Source organism: Clostridium aestuarii (assembly GCF_026735135.1).
GTDB classification, from domain to species: Bacteria; Bacillota; Clostridia; order Clostridiales; family Clostridiaceae; genus Clostridium_H; species Clostridium_H aestuarii.
On record NZ_JAPQER010000005.1, the window covers coordinates 32,377 to 55,008 of the forward strand.

Below are 22,632 nucleotides of genomic sequence, written 5' to 3' on the forward strand. Positions count from 1 at the left end.
TTATAATGGTAAATCGAATGAAACTAAAGAAAGAGATGATAATATGATAATAGAAAATTTCAATGATTACAAACTAAGTAGTGAATTATTAAAAGCAATTAGTATGCTGAACTTTAAGAGTCCTACAAAAGTTCAAAAACAGGTTATACCAGCTGTGCTAGATGGAAATGATGTAGTAGTAAAATCTCAAACAGGGAGTGGAAAGACTGCATCATTTGCTATACCTATTTGTGAATTAGTGGATTGGGACGAAAATAAACCTCAAGCATTAATACTTACACCAACAAGAGAACTTGCAATTCAGGTGAAAGAAGATGTCTTTAATGTAGGTAGGTTTAAAAGAATTAAAGCATCTGCAATTTATGGTAAGGCTCCTTTTTCTAGACAAGAAAAAGAACTTAAGCAAAAAACTCATATTGTAGTTGGTACACCAGGTCGTGTTATAGATCATATGGAAAGAGGAACATTTGACACATCAAAAATAAAATATCTTATAGTAGATGAAGCTGATGAAATGCTTAATATGGGATTTGTGGAACAAATAGAAACTATAATAAAGGAATTGCCAAAAGATCGTGTAACTATGTTGTTGTCAGCTACAATGCCTAAAGATATAAAAACTTTATGTAATAAATATATGAAAGCACCTATATCAATTGAAATAGAAGATGAAAATTCAGCAACAGATAGAATAGTCCAAGAAAGATATACAGTAGATAGAAAAGATAAGATGGAACTTTTAAGAGACGTTACAATACTAGAAAATCCAGATAGCTGTATGATATTTTGTAATACAAAGCAAAAGGTTGAAGATGTGTGTTATGAGCTTTCAAATCTTAAATATAATTGTGATAAGATTCATGGTGGAATGGAACAACGGGATAGATTGAGTGTGATGAATGGTTTTAGAGAAGGAAAGTTTAGGTATCTTATAGCTACAGATGTTGCAGCTAGAGGAATAGATATAGATAATATTTCTCTTGTTATAAATTATGATATACCGCAAGATAGAGAAAGCTATGTTCATAGAATAGGAAGAACTGGTCGTATAAAAAATGAGGGCAGAGCAATTACTTTTGTAGCAAAAAATGAAAATAAATTTTTAGATGATATACATGAGTATATAGGTAAAGAAATTCTTTTGAAGGAAAAACCTGATAAAGAAACTGTGAATAATGCTAAAGAAGAATTTATTACAAAGATGAACAGTAAACCTAAAGTTAAAAAAACAAAAGGTGAAAAGTTAAACAAGGAAATTATGAAATTACATATTAATGCAGGTAAGAAAACAAAGATGAGAGCTGTAGATATTGTAGGTACACTTTGTAATATTAAAGGTATGACAGCAGCAGATATAGGTATTATAAATATACTTGATGTGTCTACTTTTGTAGAGATATTAAACAATAAAGGTGAGCTGGTTTTTCAAGCGTTACAGAATACAACAATTAAAGGAAGACTTCGTAATGTAAGTAAGGTATAGCAGTGAACTACCCCCACTTACCTAACGGTTGAAGTGGGAGCTTCCTGTTTCAAAGACTTCGTAACCTACTATCTCCACAGGCTTAAAATCGGATTGTTCCAATCCTACTTTTAATATATTTAGTGCTGCATTGTAATCTCTATTTTTATGTATGTAGTGGCAATTTGGACATTCCCATGCTCTAACATTAAGATTTTTAACATCTTTATTTTGAAAACCACAGTTAGAACATATTTGGCTCGAAGGGTAATAGGTATCAACTAAAGCTATAGTTCTACCATACCATTTAGCTTTATATTCTAGGAGTTGTCTAAATTTAGACCAACTTACATCACTAATGAGTTTTGACAGTTTACTGTTTTTAATCATATTTTCTACTTTAAGATTTTCAAGACAAATAACTTGGTTTTCATTAATTAGTCTTGAACTTAACTTATGGAGAAAATCAAACCTACAGTTAGTTATTTTCTCATGGATCTTAGCTAGTTTAATTCTAGCTTTGTGAAAATTGTTACTTCCTTTAGTTTTACTTGATAATCTCCTCTGAGCCTTCAATAGTTTTTTATAATACTTTTTAAGGAATTTAGGATTATCAATAATTTCATCATTAGAAGTAACACAAAAAGACTTGATACCTACATCTATTCCAATAGTAGTATTAAGTCTTGGGAATTTTTCTATATTATCAACCTCACAACATAGGGAAACATAGAATTTATTTGTATTAGTTTTAGATACAGTAGCATTTAAAATTTTACCTTTATGTTGCCTATGATATTTAAGTTTTACAAAACCTATTTTGGGAAGTTTGATTTTATTATTTTCTATAACAATATTATTATTAACCATTTGGGTTCTATAGCTATGAAAGTGATTATGTTTACTTTTAAATTTAGGAAATCCATAACCTTTAAAGAAATTTTTAAATGCTTTATCTAAATCCCTTAATGTTTGTTGCAGAGATATACTATCAATTTCTTTGAGCCATTCTAAATTATATTTTAAGCTAGTTAATAAGCTTGAACATTCTTTATAGGAAACTGATTTTTTAGTTTCTTTGTACTGTTCATTTTTATAATTAAGATAATGGTTAAAAATATATCTATTACAACCAAAGGTTTTATTAAGCATTATAGTTTGTTCTTTATTTGGATATATTCTATACTTAAAAGCTAGTTTCATAACTTCACCCCTTAACACATATGGTATACCCAATATGGCTAAATTTATACTTGTAATTATTAACATCACCCTTACATCAACCACCTATAGAGGATGGGTGTCTTACGGGCAAATGATAAAAGCTTTATAACTCTAAATACTAGGTGTTTAGGGTTATTTTTTATTGGGTAAAATATGTTATATTGTTATAATAAGGGTTGGAGTGATATCACTTCATATGGAGTGGTGTTGCAGAATTTAAAGAAAGTGCGTCGTAAAGGAAACATAATGATTACAGGAAAATAGTATAATTATGTAAAGTAGAGATTAGGAGATGATTACATTGAGTGAGGATAATAAAAAGTTGTTTAAATATCTAGGAATTGTATTCATAGCAGTATTACTAACATATAAACTTCCTCATGATTCATATTCTATAATTCAATATATTATAAGACCAATAAGATATAAAAATAGTGTGATTTATCTTTCGGGGATAATACCATTGGCGGTATTCATTATTGGTATAAAAGGTATTTTAAGTTTAGAAAGATTTGCAGATAAGCGCAGAATACTAATTTTTCTATTAATAGTAACGATTATAATACCAATAATGAATTGGTCATTAGATTTTACTAGAACAAATTATCATTGGTTAAAGAGAGATGGATTAAATGCTGTAGACATAGTAGATACAGATATTAATTTAAATGGTTCTAATGAAGAATTAACTATAAATTTTAAATTAGAATTAATAGATTATAGTAGAAGTCAAAATGAATTTAAAATTAGGGTGTATTTACCAAAATCTTTAAGTGATTATGTAGGAAAAGATTTTTATGAATTTGAAAAACACTATAGAACTTATGGCAATCGAAGCATATTAAATGTAAAGGAACAAATAGTTGTTAGATTAGATAATGATTATACACGAAAAAGTTCATTTGATTCTCAATGGTATTGGGAAGATGTTGAGTATCAGTTATATAATAAAAAAGAAGTAGTTAAAATTATGGAACATGGTTTTTAAGGGAATATAATTCTTAAATAGTAGCGTGAAGAACTAATGGTAAAGGAAGTACTTAAGTCGTAACAGCACAATATTGTGCAACAAATGAATATAAGTATTAATATATAGGTTTATATAAAAATTTAGTATATGTGTGAGGGTTTTTTAATCTATAATAGTTATGTATTGTATATGATGTAGAAGTCGGAACCTAGTTCATTTTTTCCGAAAAACCCTTCAAAAACAAACTAGCTTTTCACTTCTACTTAAGAGAATAATAAGGATGAATTTTTTCGAAGTTCATTCATGAATGTATTCCCCTATAGCTACTGAATCAACTTCAAAAAAATTCTTTGATAAGGCAGTACAAGCAAAACAAGTCCACCAAAGTGGGCATGCCAAGCTTGCACTGCCTTGTTTTAAAATAGGGCGTGGAACAAGCAAAACAAGCTCTTAGAGAATTAGAGCTTGTCAAGCTTATACCACGAAGGTGTATATTTTAAAATCTTAATTTTTTTAACATACATAATTATAGTAAAGCAGCTTTATTATTTATAAAGATAAAAGTTTAAATAAATATAAAAATAATTAAATTAGAAATTAATAGAATAGTAGATAATAGTATAGTTATTATAGGTGTATATATACTTAATACATATAATTTTTATGGCGCTAAACCCTGTCACCCAACGAACTTCATTGTTTTGCTAAGAGATACTAAACCTCTATAAGTCTTTCACGTCTTCAAGCTTTCTATAGCTTAAGTATCTGTAAAATTATAAGGAAACTCATTTTCGTTTCTCAAATGAGTAAGCGATTCGCACAAAATTATGGATTTTGGCTCTCTGCTTATAGCTACCCGACAGAGCGCAAGGGCAAGGGTTGACATGCTTCCAGCTCCAAATATCACGTACAAGCATTAAAAAGTCATGTCCGTACTTTTGTGCTGCAAGGCAAGTCCACCCTTTTTACTGCATTCCTTACAGGTCTTTTTCTCTTGGGGATTCCTCTAGGGTTTGCCCAACTTCGCCAAATAACCCGCTCGTTTTGCGAAATAAACAAGCCCTAAAGGGACATGTGACTACTTCGCAAAACTGTTATTTAGCTAAATTGGGATAGAATAATTTAAAATGGGGCATAGCCCCAAACCCTAGCAGTAATCCTCTGTGGTCTATCAATTGGGAAATTATAGTTGTACATTCCTGGTACAAACCATAACAAGCTCCAGTAAGTATAGGGCATGTTAGTTTTGTACCAGGAGCTGTAGAACTATAATAATTAAATTCATATCCCACCCACCAAGCCCTGTTATTTATAGTTACATAAAAATAGAAAGTATAAGTATTTATTAAATTTTAATAGATAGATAAAGTAATATAAATTGTAAATACAACATAATGTTATTTATGGTAGAACATTTATTTTAGAGTAAAATTGAAATTTCTAATATTTTTCGTGGAATTTTATACAAAATTGTTTTATTATGTTTATAGCTGGGTAAATGTTGAAAAATATCAATAAACTATTAATTAAAATTGAAGGTGATAAAATGGAAGATAATAATTCTAAAGATAAACTTATTAAATTGTTTACGTTTTTAAAGCAATATAATGATATTAAAAATCCTGTAGTTGTAGATATAGATAATCAAGTTTGGAAAAGTTGGATGGATAGTATTCCAGTACATGATTCTATAGTAAATAATATATACTCAGATAAAATAGATGAAGATATTATTCTAAGTGTTAGAAGACCAGAACTAAAACAATGTCCTCCTATTCCAGCGATATTAGTTGAATGGGTAAAAAAAGGATGGAGAAATGTAGATGATGATATACAAGTTTTAAAAGAATTAAAAGTATTAAATCCTTTATATGAAGTAGGACAAGATGATAAAGAAAAATATGTGTTTACAAAATTTGAAGATGATGAAAATAGAGTGAAAGAGTTAGAAAATTGGAAAATAGAAAGAGATGAATGGATTAAAAATGAAAAGCCAGCAAGAGAGTCAGCAGAATTCTTTAATAAGATGTATTCACTTTATTCTGATATACAAAAACAATCAGAATCGGTTGAATTGATGATCGGAGATGGAATTCTTTTTTATAGTAATAAAAAATTTATAGAACATCCTGTATTACTTCAAAGTGTAAAAATGCAGTTTAATGCTGATATTCCAGAGTTTGTAATTATACCTTCTGATAAGGAACCAGAGATATATAATTCACTTTTTTATAATATAGATGATATAAATTTGGAGCTTTTAAAAGATGTTTCAAATGATTTACAGGAAAATGAATATAGTCCTATTGAAGTAGATAAATCAAATTTATTTTTGAATAGGGTTGCCTTATCATTATCTTCTAAAGGAAAACTTGTTAATTCTAATGATGAAATTGAAAAAGGTGTGGGGTTTCCCCAAATATATAGAAGACCAGTTCTTTTTTTAAGAAAGCGAAATTTGGGGTTTGGAGTTGCTATAGATTCTATAATTGAAGATATGAATATAAATGATACAATACCAGGATTTTTAAAAGATATAGTAGGATGCAGTGAAGAAGATAACTGTAAAAACAGCCCAAAATCAGTTGTTGCAAATTTAGATCCTAATGGTTTAGATAAGAATATATTACTTACAAAACCAGCAAATTCTGAACAGCTTGCAGTTGCAAAGCATCTTGAAAGAAAAGGGGCAGTTTTAGTTCAAGGACCTCCAGGCACAGGAAAGACTCATACGATAGCAAATATGATAGGACATATTTTAGCACAAGGTAAAAGTATATTGGTTACAAGTTATAGTGAAAAGGCACTTTCGGTTTTAAAAGAAAAAGTTGTGAAAAATTTACAATCTCTTTGCTTAAGTCTGCTATCCACCACAGAAAGCAGACAGGAAATGGAGAAAACATTAGATAAGATAAATGAAAATAGATCAAGATTAGATCCCGTTATTTTAAAAAAAGAAATAGATGAATTAGAAAGAACTAGAAAATATAATATTGATAAATTGCACAAATTAAGAAATGATCTTAAAAATGCTAGGCTAAATGAGTATAGACCTATAGTTATAGGTGGAGAAGAATATAAGCCTGTGGATGCAGCTAAATTCATTAAAATGCATAAAGAAGAAGCTAGCTGGATACCTGTACCTGTGGAGTTAGGAGTGCTTCCTTCACTCTCTAATGACGAGATATTAGAATTATATAAAACAAATAAAAGCATATCTGTAGAGGAAGAGAGAGAGTATGATTTTGATTTACCTAATATTGATAATCTTTTAACTCCTGCAGAATTTAAAAAACTAATAAAAAACAAGCAAAGTTTTTCGCAAACTGAGTTAAAGAAGAATTTTGAATTATGGGGGAATAATACATCAGAGTATTCAAGAGAAGATTTAAAAAATATAGTAAATGATATAAATAAAGCTTTAGATTATATAAATCTTGAAAAAGAATGGACTCTTGCAAGTATTGAGGACGGAAAGGAAGAAGTACTTAAACAGCAATGGGAAAATCTAATTAAAGAAATTGATGAAGTATATGAAACAGCAGTTAATACATCAGAGATAAGGATTGAATTTAATCCAGAGTTTATTAGTTTACAAGAAAATATAGACACAAAAAAGTGTTTAGATGATATAATAGCTAGATTAGAAAGTGGAGGTAAAATAGGACGATTTAGTCTAATGTTAAATTCTAGATGGAAAAAGACTATTAACTCATGTAGAGTAAACACGAATTATCCTAAGAATTTAAGAGAGTTTGAAGCTTTGCGAAGTTACTATGAGCTGCTTTGTAACAGAAAAAAGCTTAAAAATAGATGGGATAGACAAGTTGCTGTTTTAGGAGCAGATTCATCAGAAAAAATGGGTGAAAATTTTGAACAGATTTGTAAAAAGTATTGTAATACTATACATAGTAATATTGAATGGTATAAAAAAATATGGCAACCAATCATAGAGAAATTAAAATGTTATGGTCTTGACGTAGAAAGCATAGATAATGAAGTGGACTTAAGTGCTGATAGGTTTAGTAGAATTAGATATATAAAGACAAACTTATCTCCAAAATTAATAGAAACTATGGAATCGGAAATATATAGAATAGACTACGAAAAATACAAAGCACAATACGAGAGTTTAGAGGGAGTTATAAATAAGTATCCTAATAAGCAGACTAGTGTTATTTTAAAGGGATTACAAGATTCACTAACAAATGAAGATGTAGAACTATATCAAGATACTTATGAAACTCTAGTTCACATAAAAACTTTAGGTAAAACTATTGAAAGAAGAAAAAAATTAATTGATAAACTTAAAAAGACAGCCAATGCTTGGGCTGAGAAGATAGAAGATAGAAATGGAATACATGGAGAAGGTAAACCGCTTGAAAATATAAAAGAAGCATGGATATATAGACAACTATGTGGGCAAATAGAAGTTAGAAATAGTTTATCTATAGAAAATATTCAAGGTGAAATATTGGAAAGTGAAAAATATTTGAAAGAAAATACAGCAGAACTAGCTTTTAAAAAGGCTTGGAGTTCAAAGCTATTAGATTTTGAAAATAATAAGCAGCAGGTTCAAGCGATAGAAGGATGGAGACAATTAATTAGAAAAATAGGTTCAGGAAAGGGAAAAAGAGCAGAAGCTTTAAAAGCAGAAGCTAGAAAACTGATGCCACTTTGTCAAACAGCTGTACCAGTTTGGATTATGCCTTTAAATAAAGTAGTTGAAAACTTCAATCCAAGTAAAAATAAATTTGATGTTGTAATAATAGATGAGGCAAGTCAAGCAGACATTATGGCACTTGTAGCACTTTATCTTGGTAAAAAGGTAATTATTGTAGGAGACAATGAGCAGGTAAGTCCACTTGCAATAGGTGAAAAGACAGAAGATATAGAAAGATTATCTAAAGAATTTTTATATGAAGTTCCAAATCATTTTTTATATTCTGGAAAATTTTCTATATACGATTTAGCACAAACAGCTGGTTATCAACCAGTTAGGTTGAGAGAACATTTTAGGTGTGTTCCAGATATAATACAATATTCTAATATGCTTTCGTATAATGGACAGATAAAGCCACTTAGAGAAACAAGTAATGTAAAAACACGCCCAGCTACGATTAGTTATAAAGTAGATAATGCTATAAGTGTAAATAAAACTAATGAAAAAGAAGCCGATGCTGTAGTTTCACTTATTTTAGCATGTTGTGAAATGGAAGAATACAATGATAAAACTTTTGGAGTTATTACTTTAAGAGGAGATAAACAAGCAGCTATTATAGATAAAATGCTTCAAAGCAAGATGGAACCAGCGAAATATAGAAATAGAAACATACTTTGTGGAAATCCTGCAAATTTTCAAGGTGATGAAAGAGATATTATTTTCTTATCTATGGTTGACACAAATGAAGGAGAAGGACCTATAAGGCTTAATGGATATGGAACAGATAATCTTTATAAAAAAAGATATAATGTTGCTGTAAGTCGTGCCAAAGATCAAATATGGCTAGTACATTCTATAGACTCAGAAAATGATTTAAAACCTGGAGATATTAGAAAGGAACTTATAGATTACATTAAAAATCCTAAGTCAAGAGAAAATGCTTATAATTTAAATGTTAATAAAGCTGAGTCAGAGTTTGAAAAAAGAGTAATGAAATATTTAACAAATAAAGGCTATAAAATAGTTCCTCAATGGGAAGTAGGATCATATAGAATAGATATGGTAGCTGTATATAAGGAAAATAAAGTAGCAATAGAATGTGATGGTGAAAAATGGCATGGAGAAGATAAATTAGAAGAAGATATGCTTAGACAGGCAATTTTAGAAAGACTTGGTTGGAGATTTATAAGAATTAGAGGAAGTGAATTCTTCAAAAATGAAATAGGAACAATGGAAATGATATATGAAAAGTTAACTGATATGGAGATATATACGGATACTTCAAATTATGCTAGTGAAGAAAATGAAACATATGATTTAAAAGAAATAATAATTTCTAGAGCAGAACAAATAAGAAGAGAGTGGAAAGAAGAATAAAAAATTAAATCAAGAATAAGTCAGACCTTTAGACATACCTGAACATAGATAACGAAATTTGATATTTTTAGTATAAATAATATAAGAATTGAGAAATAAAAATTCCTAAGAAGCCTACAACTTAGGAATTTTATTCTTTTATAAAAAATATTTTAATGTATAACTAATAGTATTATTAAATTATTATATTTTTCAGAAGATATTTTAAAGCTTGAGATATGGAAAAGTTATGTATAAGTTATAAGAATGTATAATATAATTTTATTATAATCAGTAAAATAAGGAATGTTGATTATTATGAAAAAAGATTCTACTGTAAATATGACTCCAACAAAAGAATTTTTTATATTTTCATTAATAAGAGATATAAACTTAAACAAAGCTATACTAGATTTGATAGATAATTCTATAGAGGGAGCTAAAAGATTTGTAAAAGATAGTTATTTTTCTAGATATTATATAAAAATAACTATTACTAAGAATAAATTTATTATTGAAGATAATTGTGGAGGTATATCTAAAGAAGATATCTGCAATTATGCTTTTAGATTCGGACATGAAAATAATAGTAATTTGAAGGAATTTTCAGCTAGTGGATTTGGAATAGGAATGAAAAGAGCATTTTTTAAAATGGGAAATAAGATAATTGTAGAATCTAATAGTGAAAACAGTTATTTTTGTATTGATTTAAATATTAAAAAATGGAAAAGAACAGATAATTGGAATATATACTTAAAAAAAGAAGGAGATTCAAAAAAGGGAGTTAAAGGTACAAAAATAATAATTAGTGAATTATATGAAAACATATCAAAAGATTTTAGTTCTGAAAAATTTGTTAATAAATTAAAGAAAGAAATAAATAGAACATATAGACAAATACTAAAGCAACATATACAAATAATAGTTAATAGAGATATCTTAACTGTTAATAGAGAAATAGAAAAAGAAATATTTAGAACTTCATATAAAGTTAATAGTATTATGATGAGAATAATAGTGAAGAAAGGAGAGTATTCACTAGAAGAAAGCGGGTGGAATATTTCCTTTAATAGAAGAACAATAGTATATTTAGATAAAAGTAAGTTGAGTGGATGGGGATATAATAAATTATATGATGAGATTGAGACACCAAAGTTTGATGAAAGATTTTATACATTTAGGGGTTATTTAGATGTAGAATGTAAAAATCCATATTTGTTACCATTTAATACTACAAAAGATGGAATTGATATAAATTCCGATGTCTATAAAAAAATGAGGAAATATATGATAGATAGTGTTGAAAAGACTTTGTCAATTATAGTTAAAGATAAGAATATTTCAATTACTTATCAAAAGCCAATAAGAGAAGTTGAAATGTTGAAAAATTTTTTAAAGGTGAATTCGGCAAGACAAGTTGGAATAAAAACATATGAAGAATACTTGAAAATTCTTAAGAGCAATAATACAATTTAATCTTTGTAAATTAATTTTTATATTTTAAACATTAATAACTAAATGAACAAGAAATTTGTTAAATGATGTTAGTCTAAAGGGTGGAAAATTATAGACTACAATAAGAGGTTTATATAAAACAAATACTATATAAGAAAATTACAGAAAAAATTATAAGGTGATGTCTTATAGAATTTTAAAATGCAAAAATTAAAGAATTTAATAATATAACTTCTTAAGAATTTTAGAATTTAGGAAGTTATGTTTTTTATGTAAAATTAAAGAAATATAAAATAAAAAGTTTATTTTAGTTTAAGCAGTATTAATATGTTTTATTTTATAAACGGACAAAAAACGGACAAATACAATAAAAAAGGACTTTGGAATTTTCATCCAAAGTCCTTAACCCATTGATACATTTGGTGCCGAAGGCGGGACTTGAACCCGCACGATATCACTACCGACGGATTTTGAGTCCGTTGCGTCTGCCAATTCCACCACTTCGGCTCACTCGACGAATATTATAATATCACAGTATTAAAATTAAGTCAATAGCAAAAAAGAAAAATGGTAATTTTTATAACAATATATTATATTTTAAAACATTTAATGTAAAATATTTACATTAAATGTTTTATGCGCTAAAATTAACTATGAAATGTTTTTAAAATTATGCAGTTCCTTTATTTATTATGAGAGGAGGATATATATATATGTTTCAAAAAACTAAAGTTACCATTTTTTCTTTTTCCATATTTGTATTTATGCTTATATTCAATATGAATTTAGCATTTGCAGATGAAACCAATAGCAGTAAATCTACAGAAGGTATTAAAGCAACTGTTTTAGATACATTAACAATAGATAATGCTGAATTAGAACAATCACACGGAATTAAAAATCAAAAGGTTCAAATATTAATTACTAGTGGAAGTCATAAGGGAGAAAAGTTGATAATAGATAATACAATAGATACTTCTATGTCTGAAAATTTTTCATTGAGTAAAGGAGATAACATACTCATTTCAATTGAAGAAAAAAACGGAAAAATAACAAAAGCTTATATGTATCAGTTTGATAGAGGAAAATATTTATTGTATTTAACTTTAGGATTTGTTATTTTAATGATTTTAATAGGAGGTATTAAGGGTATTAAATCAGTTTTTACTTTAGCTCTTACTATCATTATTATTCTAAAGGTACTTCCTACATTGTTACTTAAAGGATATGATCCAGTGACGACTTCGGTTTTAATTTGTATAGGAATAATTGTATTTACATTATTAATTGTAAGTGGGATAAATAGAAAAACTGTATCAGCAATTATTGGTACAAGCTGTGGAGTTGCAATGGCGGGATTAATAGCATTGTTAATGGGCAATTTAACTAAACTTACAGGCTATGGAACAGAAGAAAGTCAAATGCTTATGTATATTCCTCAAAATATAAATTTTAATTATAAAGGTCTTTTATTTGCTGCAATATTAATGGGAGCTTTAGGTGCTATAATGGATGTTAGCATGTCTATTGCATCATCTATGAATGAAATAGATGATAGTAATCCTAATATTAGTACAGCATCACTTATGAAAGCAGGAATGAGTGTTGGTAAAGATATTATGGGAACTATGTCCAATACTTTAATATTAGCGTATATAGGAGCATCACTACAATTCGTTATACTTCTCATGGCATATAATATTTCTTTTATTGAAATAATAAATCAGAATGTAATAGCTACTGAAATTGTAAGAGCATTATCAGGAAGCATTGGTCTTATATCCTCGATACCAATAACTATTTTTGTGTCGGGAATACTCAGAAATAGAAAAGCTAGGAGAAGGTTGGAAATCTAGCAGTTGATGATCAGATGAAAAATAAGTTTTGAATACCTAAATAAAAGCAGATTGTTCATGATTTATATTTATCACCAATCTACTTTTATATTTGAGGAAATATTACAGTATCCTTAAGCGTTGCTTAATTTACCATTAACTGGCAAAATGGTTACTAAACTAAAAGTATGGTTATTCTCCATCAAAAAGGTCACCAAGCATACCTAATGCGCTGCCTTCGCCAGTGCGTTTCCCACCAGTTTTAGGTGCTGATGCAAAAATTCTATCAGCTAATCTACTGAATGGAAGTGATTGTACCCAAACTGAACCAGGACCTTTTACTGTTGCAAAGAATAAACCTTCACCACCAAAGAATGCAGATTTTATTCCACCGACAAACTCAATATTATAATGTACATCTTTTGTCATAGCAACAAGACATCCAGTATCAATTTTAAGGGTTTCTTCTGGCAGAAGATCTTTTTTTATGATTGTTCCTCCAGCATGAACAAAAGCTAAACCATCTCCTTCTAGTTTTTGTAGTATAAATCCTTCACCTCCAAAGAATCCTACACCAAGTTTTTTTCTAAAATCTATTCCAATAGATACTCCTTTTGCAGCACAAAGGAAAGCGTCCTTTTGACAGATGAGTTTTCCTCCTAATTCACTTAAATCCATAGGTATGATTTTACCAGGGTAAGGAGATGCAAAACTTACTTGCTGTTTACCATAAGCTTTATTTGTAAATAATGTCATGAATAAACTTTCTCCAGTAAGTATTCTTTTACCAGCACCAAAAAGCTTATTCATAAATCCACTCTTATTACTTTTGTGAGAACCATCTCCGAAAATTGTATCCATATCAATACCTGATGACATCATCATCATTGCTCCAGCTTCTGCAATAACGCTTTCATTTGGATCTAATTCAATTTCAACAAACTGCATATCATCTCCATATAGTGTATAATCGATTTCATGTGCATTCATAATAATCCCCTCCATTAAATATATTTTATAGTTAAATTTTATTAAGTATGCTCTATAATTTGCAAATTGTAAGAAAAAATATTGTTCGGTTTGAAAAATTCCTTATTACTATTATGCTTAAATTTGTTGATATAAATAATAAAAATGAGTAAACTAGATATAGTAAGAATACGAAAAAATGGTTTTAAGTATCCAATTTAAAAACGGAGGTAATAACAGGAGATTATGGGAAAAGAAAAATTATTGATATTAGATGGTCACAGTTTGATGTATAGAGCTTTTTTTGCACTTCCTCAATTTACAAATTCTGAGGGCATCCATACAAATGCTGTATACGGATTTATAAAAATGTTATTAAAAATGAAAGAGGAGATAAAACCAGATTATATAGTAATTGCTTTTGATAAAAAAGCACCTACATTTAGACATAAGGAATATGAAGATTATAAAGCAGGTAGAGCAAAAATGCCCTCAGAGCTTAATGAACAATTTCCTATTGTAAAAGAACTGTTACAAATGCTTGCTATAAATATCTTTGAAATAGATGGTTTTGAAGCAGATGATTTAATAGGTACTTTATCTAAGTTTGCGGATGAAAAGGATATAGAGGTTTTTATAGTTACAGGAGATAGAGATGCTCTTCAATTAGCAACAGATAATGTAAAAGTTGTTATAAATAAAAAGGGTATGAGCGAAGTAGAAATATATGATAAAAATAAAATGATAGAGGAATATGGAGTTACGCCAACGCAGTTTATAGATGTAAAGGGTCTTATGGGAGATAAATCTGATAACATACCAGGAGTACCAGGTATAGGACAAAAAACTGCATACAAGCTTATTAAGGAATATGGAAGTGTTGAAAGTGTACTTGAAAATATAGAAAACATAAGCGGAAAGAAGATGAAAGAAAATTTAACGGAATATAGAGAACAAGCTGTTTTTAGCAAAAGATTGGCTACTATAATGACAGAGGTTCCTATAGACATTGATTTAGATGAGATAAAATCTAAGAAAGATTACAATAGTGAAGGTGTTAGAGAATTATTTAAAAAGCTTGAATTTAAGTCTCTTTTTGATAAGATAGTAGAAAATTCTGAAGAAGTTAATAATCAAGATGAAGACAAAAAAGAAGAAGTGAATGAGGATATAGATGTAGATTATGAATACATAGAAAATTCAAAGGATTTATCTGATTTGACTAACAAATTAGATAAAACAATATATATAAAGTTTGAGTTTAATGATGGAAATATATATTCTAAAGTTGAGTTTAGTAAAATATATATTAATTCTAATGATAAGGTATATGTATTAGATATAGAAAAAATGAATGAAGAAGATGCTTCAAGGGTAGTAAATATTTTAAAAATAATTTTTGAAGATGAAAAAATAAAAAAAGTATGTCATGATGCAAAAATGGCTTATATAGTTTGTAATAAACATAATATAGATTTTAAAGGTGTTAAGTTTGATACTAAAATAGCAGCTTATTTGATAGAACCTTCAAGCAAAGACTATATTTTAAAGGATATGATTGCAGCTAAATTTAAAGCTAATCTTTCAGGAAACGACGATGAAATAAAAATAAAAGAAGCTTTTTATATCAAAGAAATATATGAAGAACTTGAAGAGAAAATTAAGAACTTGGATATGGAAAAACTTTTATATGAAATTGAATTACCACTTGTAGGAGCGCTAGCTGCGATGGAGTGTGAAGGTTTTAAGATTGATAAACAAAAACTTGTTGAATTAGGAAAGGAATTTAAGATTAAAATAGAATCCCTTGAAAAAGAGATTTTTGAACTTGCTGATGAGGAATTCAATATAAAATCTCCAAAACAATTAGGTAAGATTTTGTTTGAAAAAATGGATTTGCCTGTTGTGAAAAAAACAAAAACAGGATATTCTACAAATGCGGAAGTTTTAGAAAAACTCAAAGATAAGAGTACTATTATTCCCAAAATAATAGAATATAGACAAATCACTAAGCTTGATTCTACTTATGTTACAGGATTAAAAAAGGTTATTGATGAAGATGGAAAAATACATTCTAGTTTTAATCAGACTGTAACAACTACTGGAAGATTATCAAGCACAGAACCAAATCTTCAAAACATACCTATAAAATATGAAATGGGAAGAGAAATAAGAAGGGTTTTTGTAGCTAATAATGAAGATTCAGTGATACTTTCTGCAGATTATTCTCAAATTGAACTTAGAGTACTTGCACATATTGCAGGTGATGAAAATCTAATAGATGCTTTTAAACATCATAGTGATATACATACTAAGACAGCTTCGGAAGTATTTAAGGTACCTGTTGATGAGGTTACTTCTACGATGAGAAGCAATGCTAAGGCTGTAAATTTTGGTATTGTTTATGGAATTGGTGCATTTAGTCTTGCAAAGGATATAAATGTATCAAGAAAAGAAGCAAAGGAATATATTGATACTTATTTTGAAAGATATCCTTCTGTAAGAGAGTATATAGATAACATAATTAGCCAAGCAGAGAAAACTGGGTATGTAACTACTATTATGAATAGAAGAAGGTTTATACCAGAAATTCAATCTAGAAATAAAATGATAAGGTCCTTTGGAGAAAGGCTTGCTATGAATACTCCAATACAAGGAAGTGCAGCGGATATAATTAAACTTGCTATGATTAATGTATATAAAGAAATAATAAAGAGAAATTTAAAAACATCACTTATACTTCAAGTACATGATGAACTTATATTAAATGTATATAAGGACGAACTTGAAGAGGTTGAGAATATTGTTAGGAATGAGATGGAAAAGGTGATAGACATTTCGGTTCCATTAGAGGTAGATGTTAATATAGGAGAAACGTGGTACGAAGCCAAGTAGAATAACAATTGGGGGAGATTGATATGATAAAGGTTGGTTTAACTGGTGGAATAGGTAGTGGTAAGAGTACAGTTTCAAATATGATTAGAGAAAAAAATATACCTGTAGTAGATGCTGATATTATAGCAAGAGATGTTTTAGAAATATATTCTGAAATCTTAGAAGAAATAAAGAATGTTTTTGGAGAAAAATTTATTAATGAGGACGGAAAGTTAAATAGAAGAGAACTTGGAAACTATATATTTAAAAGTAAAGAATTAAGAGGAAAGCTTGAAGATATAATGATTCCTTATATAAAAAAAGAAATATTTGAAAGAATAGATAAATACAATAAATTAGGAGAAAACTTATGTATAGTGGATGCGCCAACATTAATAGAACATTGTATACATAAGGAAATGGATACAAATATCTTAGTTTGGGTCAATAGGGATATTCAAATTGAGCGTGTAATGAAAAGAGATTTTTTTAAAAAGGAACAGGTTTTACATAGAATAAATTCTCAGATGTTGCTTCAAGATAAAAAGAAAGAAGTAGATTATGTAATAGATAATAGTTTTGATTTAGACTATACTAAAAAACAGCTCAAAGAAATATTGAAAAAAACTATGAGTGTAGGAGGCTGTAATGAAAGGCAGAAGGAAAAGAAAAAGTAGATTTATAGTAATAATAATACTTGCATTAGTTTTAATAAATATTAAACTTATAGGAAGGGTTATATATCCTATTAAATACGAAGAATATATATATAAATATTCTAAACAGTATAATCTTAATCCTTATGTTGTTGCAGCAGTTATAAAGACAGAGAGTAAGTTTAATAAGGATGCAACATCTAAAAAAAATGCTTGTGGACTTATGCAGATAACACCTTCTACCGCTAAAGAAATTTCACAGAAGATAAAAATTAAAGATTTTGAAGTTGATATGCTTTATGATCCAGAACTGAATATAAACATGGGATGTTGGTATTTAAGTGACTTAAGAAAAGAATTTGGAGCTAATATGGAACTTATACTTGCAGCATATAACGGAGGAAGAGGAAACGTTAAAAAATGGTTAAACAGTAGCGAGCATTCAAAGGATGGAGAGACACTTCAATATATTCCGTTTAAAGAGACTGATAAATATATTAAAAAGGTACAGGTTAGTTATAATATTTATAGTTTTTTATATGAAGATAATAAAAATAAATAAGAGTAAATATTAATGTTATTTTAATATAAGTATTGACAGCATACATTATTAGAGTATAATGTTAATTGAATAAAAGATAATATTTACTTTTGCAGGAGTGGCGGAATCGGCAGACGCGCACGTTTAAGGGGCGTGTACCGTGAGGTGTACGGGTTCAAGTCCCGTTTCCTGCACCAAAAATCAAGAGTGTCAATTGGATTAAACCAATTGACACTCTTATTTACTGGTAAAGTATAAAATTTTATATATTTTTTATTGAATAATTTCAAAAAAAAAACTAAAATAAAAATATAAGCAATAAAAGATAAAATTATGTTGAGCTTATTTGCAAAATGTACGGAGGTGTTTTAATATGAGTAAATATTTAATAATAAGTACCCAGATTTTACCCGAAATTTATGAAAAGGTTCTCAGAGCTAAAGAACTTTTAAGAATGGGAAAAGCAAAAGATATAACAGAGGCGGTAAAGGCTTGCGAAATAAGTAGAAGTTCATATTACAAATATAAAGATTATGTTTTTTCTGTTTCTGAAGGCTCACATGCAAAAAAAGCTACAATTAGTTTTTCAGTTGCTCATCAGGCTGGAAAATTATCTAATGTATTGGATAGAATAGCTTATGTTAATGGTAATATATTAACAATAAATCAGGATATACCAGTAAGTAACATTGCAAATATAAGAATAACTTTTGATGTTTCAAATATGAATATTGAATTGAATTCTCTTTTAGAGGAAATAAAAAGTATGGATAATGTTATAGAAGTAAAGCTTCTTGCCATGGGGTAAAATGAAAGATACATAAATAAAAATTGTACTCAAATTTGAATCTTATGCATAACTTATTAATAAAGTTACACTATTATGGAGGGATGTGTATGGATTCAAATGTTGACAATAAAAGAAAAAAGGACATAGATGAAGAATATGAAATGATACCTATGGGGATGTGCATGCCTATGGAAATGCAGGAAATGAGTATGATGCCAATGCAAACTATGCCATATGGTATGCCAATGAATATGAATTGTATTCCTAATCCAATGAGTGGAATGATGATGAATCAAATGATGTATGGAAGAAATGATATGTTAAGAACAGACAATATTGAAACAAGTGGATATTTTGATGAAGACAAAATTGATGATACAAGAAAAAAAGATAATTATAGACCTAATCAAGTAAATAGAATACTTAGAAATATTGAAAGATATAATCCGGGCATATTTAAACAGATGATGATGTTTGGAATACCTTATCCAACAGCTAAAAAGATTTGCAGAAGAATCATAAGATTAACTCTTATGTATTATGATGATTAAAGAAAAAATCAGTCTTTAAACGTTAGTTTAGAGGCTGTCTTTTTTTTGAAGGAATTTTCAAGCTTTTGTAGAATTTAAAACAAAAGAGGTGTGAAATATGTTTGATATTAGATTGAATTTCAAAAATGTAGAAATTTCAAGTGTAGAAAAAGAAGATTTAGATAGTGTTTATAAATGGTTTATAAATGGTTTGAATTGTAATTTTGATAAAAAACAAAAACCATTAACCCAAAAACAATTCTATGAGATGTTTTTAGCATATTATTTAAGTGAATGTGAATTTTTTTTAAAGGTAGAGAGAAAAAAAGAGACTATAGGAATAGTTAAAGGTGCAATAGAATTTAAAAATCCAAATCAAGTTTGGTTAAAGTGGTTTTTTATAAATGAACAGTTTAGAAATGAAGGAGTAGGAACTGAAATATTAAAAAAGATAATTAATTATTTTTATAGAGAATGTAGGATAAATGATTTTTATATTAAAGTACCAAAGTGTTATATTAATATTTTGCAATTTTTTAAAAAAAATGATTTTAAATTAATAGGATTTTCTAATGAAAAAAATCAGTACCAAGATAAAGTAATGATTTTAAAAAAATGATATAATGAAAAAATACTACGATATTATAAAATAAATGATAATATGATAAAATGATGCACGGATTATTGACAAATATTTATAATATATAATATAATGGTAAACAGGTGTAGAAAATTGAGAATATTAAAAAAAGGATTATGCCATATAAAATGGTTTAATGATAAATTTTGTTATGATGTTGAGGTGTGAAAACGTTATCTTTAAAGTTGCTAGGAGGTAGAAAAATGAAATGTTTTACACATAAGTTTATTATTCCAGCGATGTTTTTTATGGTCTTAGGTATAATAACAACTGTAAATAGCTACGAAGTAAAGGCAGATGTAAGTGTTCAGACAACTAAAAGTATAAATGTTCGTTCGAAGAAAATAGAAAGTAATAGAATTATAAAGGTGCCTAAAGAAAAAGCAGAAAGAGAAAGGTTATCTAGAGGAAGTAGTAGTTCTAATACGAGCATAATAGAATATGCTTATAAGTTTTTAGGTAGACCATATGTTTGGGCAGCTTCAGGTCCAAGAGCATTTGATTGTTCGGGATTTACATCGTATGTTTATCGCAAGTTTGGATATAATCTACCTCATTATACTGGTTACCAAGTAAGCTTAGGTAATGGAGTATCAAGGAGTAACCTTAAAACTGGAGATTTAGTTTTTTTCAATACATCAGGATCTAATAGCCATGTAGGCATATACATAGGAAACGGGAATTTTATTCATGCATCATCAGGTAAAAAGAAAATTATAGTAAGCAGCTTAAGTCAATCTTACTATAATTCTAGATATTCAACTGGGCGAAGGATAATAAAATAAAGTGTAAAATAGAATAATACATATTAAAAATCTCAATCATTAGATTGGGATTTTTTTAGTATAAATATGCTTATAGTCAAATAATATTAAAATATAAATGAATTTTTGTTTTTTTATTTTAACTTAGGTAGGGAGGAATAAAAATGAAATACACTAGATATAATTTAAAAAAGAAAAAAAGTAATGGTATATTTTTTATCATTATAATATGTGGGATATTAGTATTAGCTTTAATTTTGGGGACTATTATATCAAATTTTATTATAAAAGATATAAATGAAAGCAAAAGTAATAAAAACCCTGTTGAAAATATTGAGATGAATCCTGGTGATATAAAAAATAGTAAAGAAAAAAAATCAGGTGAAAAGATATATAAAAATACAGGAGGTAGTTTTATTGCTATTCAATGTGGCGTGTTTGGAAGTAAAGAAAATGCTGATATATTAAAAGTGGAATTATCTGATTTGGGCAATCCATTTATAATAGAAGAAGAAGGTAAAAATAGAGTTATTTTAGGAATATATACTGAAAAGGAAGCTGAAGAACAAATAAAGATATTAAAGGATAATGGTAAAGATTATACTAGAATAAAATTTGTATTTGATACAAATAATTTATGTGATGCTCAAATTTATGAAATTATCAATGGAAATTTACAAATAATTAATAAATTTTCTGATAAAAAAGTTAAAGCAGTTGAAACTAAGCAGCTAAAGGAATGGATTTCAAAAATGAAAAAAATAGATAAAACAAGTGAAAATTATAATAAACTTCAAAATGTTAAAGATAATTCAAATAAATTGCCAGAGAAGATATCTAAAGAACAACTAAGTAAGCAAAATATTTATATATACAATATATTAAAGGAAATGAAATGAATAATTTTTATAAGCATTCTTAAATTTTGAATGCTTTTTTATTTATTTTATTGTTAAATAAAAATTAATAAAAATAATATATACTGCCACTTGTTTAAGTTTTTATTAAGTGTTAAACTATATAAGATAAAGGGGTTAAGGGGAGAATATATAGTGAGAAATGGTAGTGGAAAAAGTTCTCTAGTTTTTGTAATATTATTAGGGGCTTTGGGTGGAACTTTTGCTGGAGATATTTTATCAAATAATATAAAAGTACTAAGTTTTTTTAAAACTGTATATCATATAGGAACTTCAGCACCTTTTATAGTAAATCTAAAAATTATGAAGTTAACTTTTGGGATTAACTTTGATATAAATATAATGACTATAGTTGGAGTGATTTTAGCTATGTATTTATATAGAAAGTATTAGGAGTGATATTATGAGGTTGGTTTTAGCATCAGCTTCTGAAAGAAGACAAAACCTTTTACATAGATTAACAGATAATTTCGAGATTATTGTTAGCAATTTTAATGAAGATAAAATTGCGTTTAAAGGTGATTGCGGAAATTATGTAATGGAGCTAGCAAAAGGAAAAGCTATGGAAGTAGCTAATAGGCTTAATACAGATGCAGTGGTGATTGGTAGTGATACTATAGTTTCATTTAAAAATAATGTACTTGGAAAACCTAAAAATGAATTGGATGCCTTTAATATGTTAAAGCTTTTAAGTGGAGATACTCATCAGGTATATTCTGGGATTGCTTTGGTTGATAAAGTTTCTAAAAACATAAAAATTGATTATGTGTGTACTAATGTTAAGTTTTCAACTATTACTGATGAACAGATAAAGAAATACATAGATACTGGAGAACCTATGGATAAGGCAGGAGCGTATGGAATCCAAGGATTTGGTGGAGTATTTGTAGAAGAAATACACGGGTGCTATTATAATGTAGTGGGACTTTCTTTAAATAAATTAAATTGTATGTTCAAGGAGATGGGGGTAAATCTATAAAAGGAGT

The 22,632-nt window shown here is 28.0% G+C and carries 17 protein-coding genes and 2 tRNA genes; 16 read left to right on the forward strand and 3 right to left on the reverse strand.

Annotation, left to right across the window (positions count from 1 at the left end):
• Positions 1 to 43: 43 nt before the first annotated feature.
• Positions 44 to 1,483: a DEAD/DEAH box helicase gene (locus OW763_RS11965; RefSeq protein ID WP_268041380.1), complete on the forward strand. Its 1,440-nt coding sequence runs from the start codon at positions 44 to 46 to the stop codon at positions 1,481 to 1,483.
• A gap of 21 nt (positions 1,484 to 1,504) precedes the next feature.
• Here OW763_RS11965 and tnpB read toward each other — a convergent pair whose 3' ends face one another.
• Complete coding sequence (tnpB, locus tag OW763_RS11970) at positions 1,505 to 2,665, reverse strand: IS200/IS605 family element RNA-guided endonuclease TnpB (protein ID WP_268041381.1); 1,161 nt, start codon at positions 2,663 to 2,665, stop codon at positions 1,505 to 1,507.
• A gap of 322 nt (positions 2,666 to 2,987) precedes the next feature.
• Here tnpB and OW763_RS11975 point away from each other — a divergent pair, with 322 nt between their 5' ends.
• The 3 genes from OW763_RS11975 (at position 2,988) to OW763_RS11985 (ending at position 11,151) form a co-directional block, all read left to right on the forward strand.
• Positions 2,988 to 3,674, forward strand: a complete 687-nt coding sequence (locus tag OW763_RS11975) for a hypothetical protein (RefSeq protein WP_268041382.1) — start codon at positions 2,988 to 2,990, stop codon at positions 3,672 to 3,674.
• A gap of 1,528 nt (positions 3,675 to 5,202) precedes the next feature.
• On the forward strand, positions 5,203 to 9,696 hold the full coding sequence (locus OW763_RS11980; protein WP_268041383.1) for an AAA domain-containing protein: 4,494 nt from the start codon (positions 5,203 to 5,205) through the stop codon (positions 9,694 to 9,696).
• A 297-nt stretch (positions 9,697 to 9,993) separates the two neighbouring features.
• Positions 9,994 to 11,151 carry an ATP-binding protein gene (locus OW763_RS11985; RefSeq protein WP_268041384.1) on the forward strand — a complete coding sequence of 386 codons (1,158 nt, stop codon included), beginning with the start codon at positions 9,994 to 9,996 and terminating at the stop codon, positions 11,149 to 11,151.
• A 399-nt stretch (positions 11,152 to 11,550) separates the two neighbouring features.
• Here OW763_RS11985 and OW763_RS11990 read toward each other — a convergent pair.
• A tRNA-Leu gene (locus tag OW763_RS11990) sits at positions 11,551 to 11,637 on the reverse strand.
• Between the two features lie 206 nt (positions 11,638 to 11,843).
• On the opposite strand from OW763_RS11990, the gene OW763_RS11995 reads away from it, so the two are divergent.
• On the forward strand, positions 11,844 to 12,986 hold the full coding sequence (locus tag OW763_RS11995; protein WP_268041385.1) for a YibE/F family protein: 1,143 nt from the start codon (positions 11,844 to 11,846) through the stop codon (positions 12,984 to 12,986).
• A 171-nt stretch (positions 12,987 to 13,157) separates the two neighbouring features.
• On the opposite strand, the gene OW763_RS12000 is transcribed toward OW763_RS11995, so the two are convergent.
• Positions 13,158 to 13,955 (reverse strand): TIGR00266 family protein, encoded by a 798-nt coding sequence (locus OW763_RS12000; RefSeq protein WP_268041386.1) that lies wholly within the window; start codon positions 13,953 to 13,955, stop codon positions 13,158 to 13,160.
• A 225-nt stretch (positions 13,956 to 14,180) separates the two neighbouring features.
• Here OW763_RS12000 and polA point away from each other — a divergent pair, with 225 nt between their 5' ends.
• The 11 genes from polA to OW763_RS12055 all read left to right on the forward strand — a co-directional run bounded on the left by polA (position 14,181) and on the right by OW763_RS12055 (position 22,625).
• Positions 14,181 to 16,829, forward strand: coding sequence for a DNA polymerase I (gene polA, locus OW763_RS12005; protein WP_268041387.1), 2,649 nt, complete (start codon positions 14,181 to 14,183; stop codon positions 16,827 to 16,829).
• Between the two features lie 23 nt (positions 16,830 to 16,852).
• Positions 16,853 to 17,485, forward strand: coding sequence for a dephospho-CoA kinase (gene coaE, locus OW763_RS12010; protein ID WP_268041388.1), 633 nt, complete (start codon positions 16,853 to 16,855; stop codon positions 17,483 to 17,485).
• Entirely contained in the window at positions 17,457 to 18,026 is a 570-nt protein-coding gene (locus tag OW763_RS12015) for a lytic transglycosylase domain-containing protein (protein ID WP_268041389.1), read from the forward strand. Before coaE ends, OW763_RS12015 begins: the two co-directional genes overlap by 29 nt.
• A gap of 91 nt (positions 18,027 to 18,117) precedes the next feature.
• Positions 18,118 to 18,202: transfer RNA gene (locus tag OW763_RS12020), tRNA-Leu, on the forward strand.
• Positions 18,203 to 18,378: 176 nt separating this feature from the next.
• Positions 18,379 to 18,813, forward strand: a complete 435-nt coding sequence (locus OW763_RS12025; protein WP_268041390.1) for an ACT domain-containing protein — start codon at positions 18,379 to 18,381, stop codon at positions 18,811 to 18,813.
• 89 nt (positions 18,814 to 18,902) lie between these two features.
• A complete protein-coding gene (locus tag OW763_RS12030) occupies positions 18,903 to 19,346 on the forward strand; it encodes a hypothetical protein (protein WP_268041391.1) in 444 nt (147 codons plus the stop codon).
• A gap of 97 nt (positions 19,347 to 19,443) precedes the next feature.
• Positions 19,444 to 19,944, forward strand: a complete 501-nt coding sequence (locus OW763_RS12035) for a GNAT family N-acetyltransferase (protein WP_268041392.1) — start codon at positions 19,444 to 19,446, stop codon at positions 19,942 to 19,944.
• Positions 19,945 to 20,168: 224 nt separating this feature from the next.
• Positions 20,169 to 20,750 carry a C40 family peptidase gene (locus OW763_RS12040; RefSeq protein WP_268041393.1) on the forward strand — a complete coding sequence of 194 codons (582 nt, stop codon included), beginning with the start codon at positions 20,169 to 20,171 and terminating at the stop codon, positions 20,748 to 20,750.
• A gap of 143 nt (positions 20,751 to 20,893) precedes the next feature.
• Entirely contained in the window at positions 20,894 to 21,628 is a 735-nt protein-coding gene (locus tag OW763_RS12045) for an SPOR domain-containing protein (protein WP_268041394.1), read from the forward strand.
• A 153-nt stretch (positions 21,629 to 21,781) separates the two neighbouring features.
• Entirely contained in the window at positions 21,782 to 22,039 is a 258-nt protein-coding gene (locus OW763_RS12050) for a DUF4321 domain-containing protein (RefSeq protein ID WP_268041395.1), read from the forward strand.
• Positions 22,040 to 22,046: 7 nt separating this feature from the next.
• Positions 22,047 to 22,625 carry a Maf-like protein gene (locus OW763_RS12055; RefSeq protein WP_268041518.1) on the forward strand — a complete coding sequence of 193 codons (579 nt, stop codon included), beginning with the start codon at positions 22,047 to 22,049 and terminating at the stop codon, positions 22,623 to 22,625.
• Positions 22,626 to 22,632 lie beyond the last annotated feature (7 nt).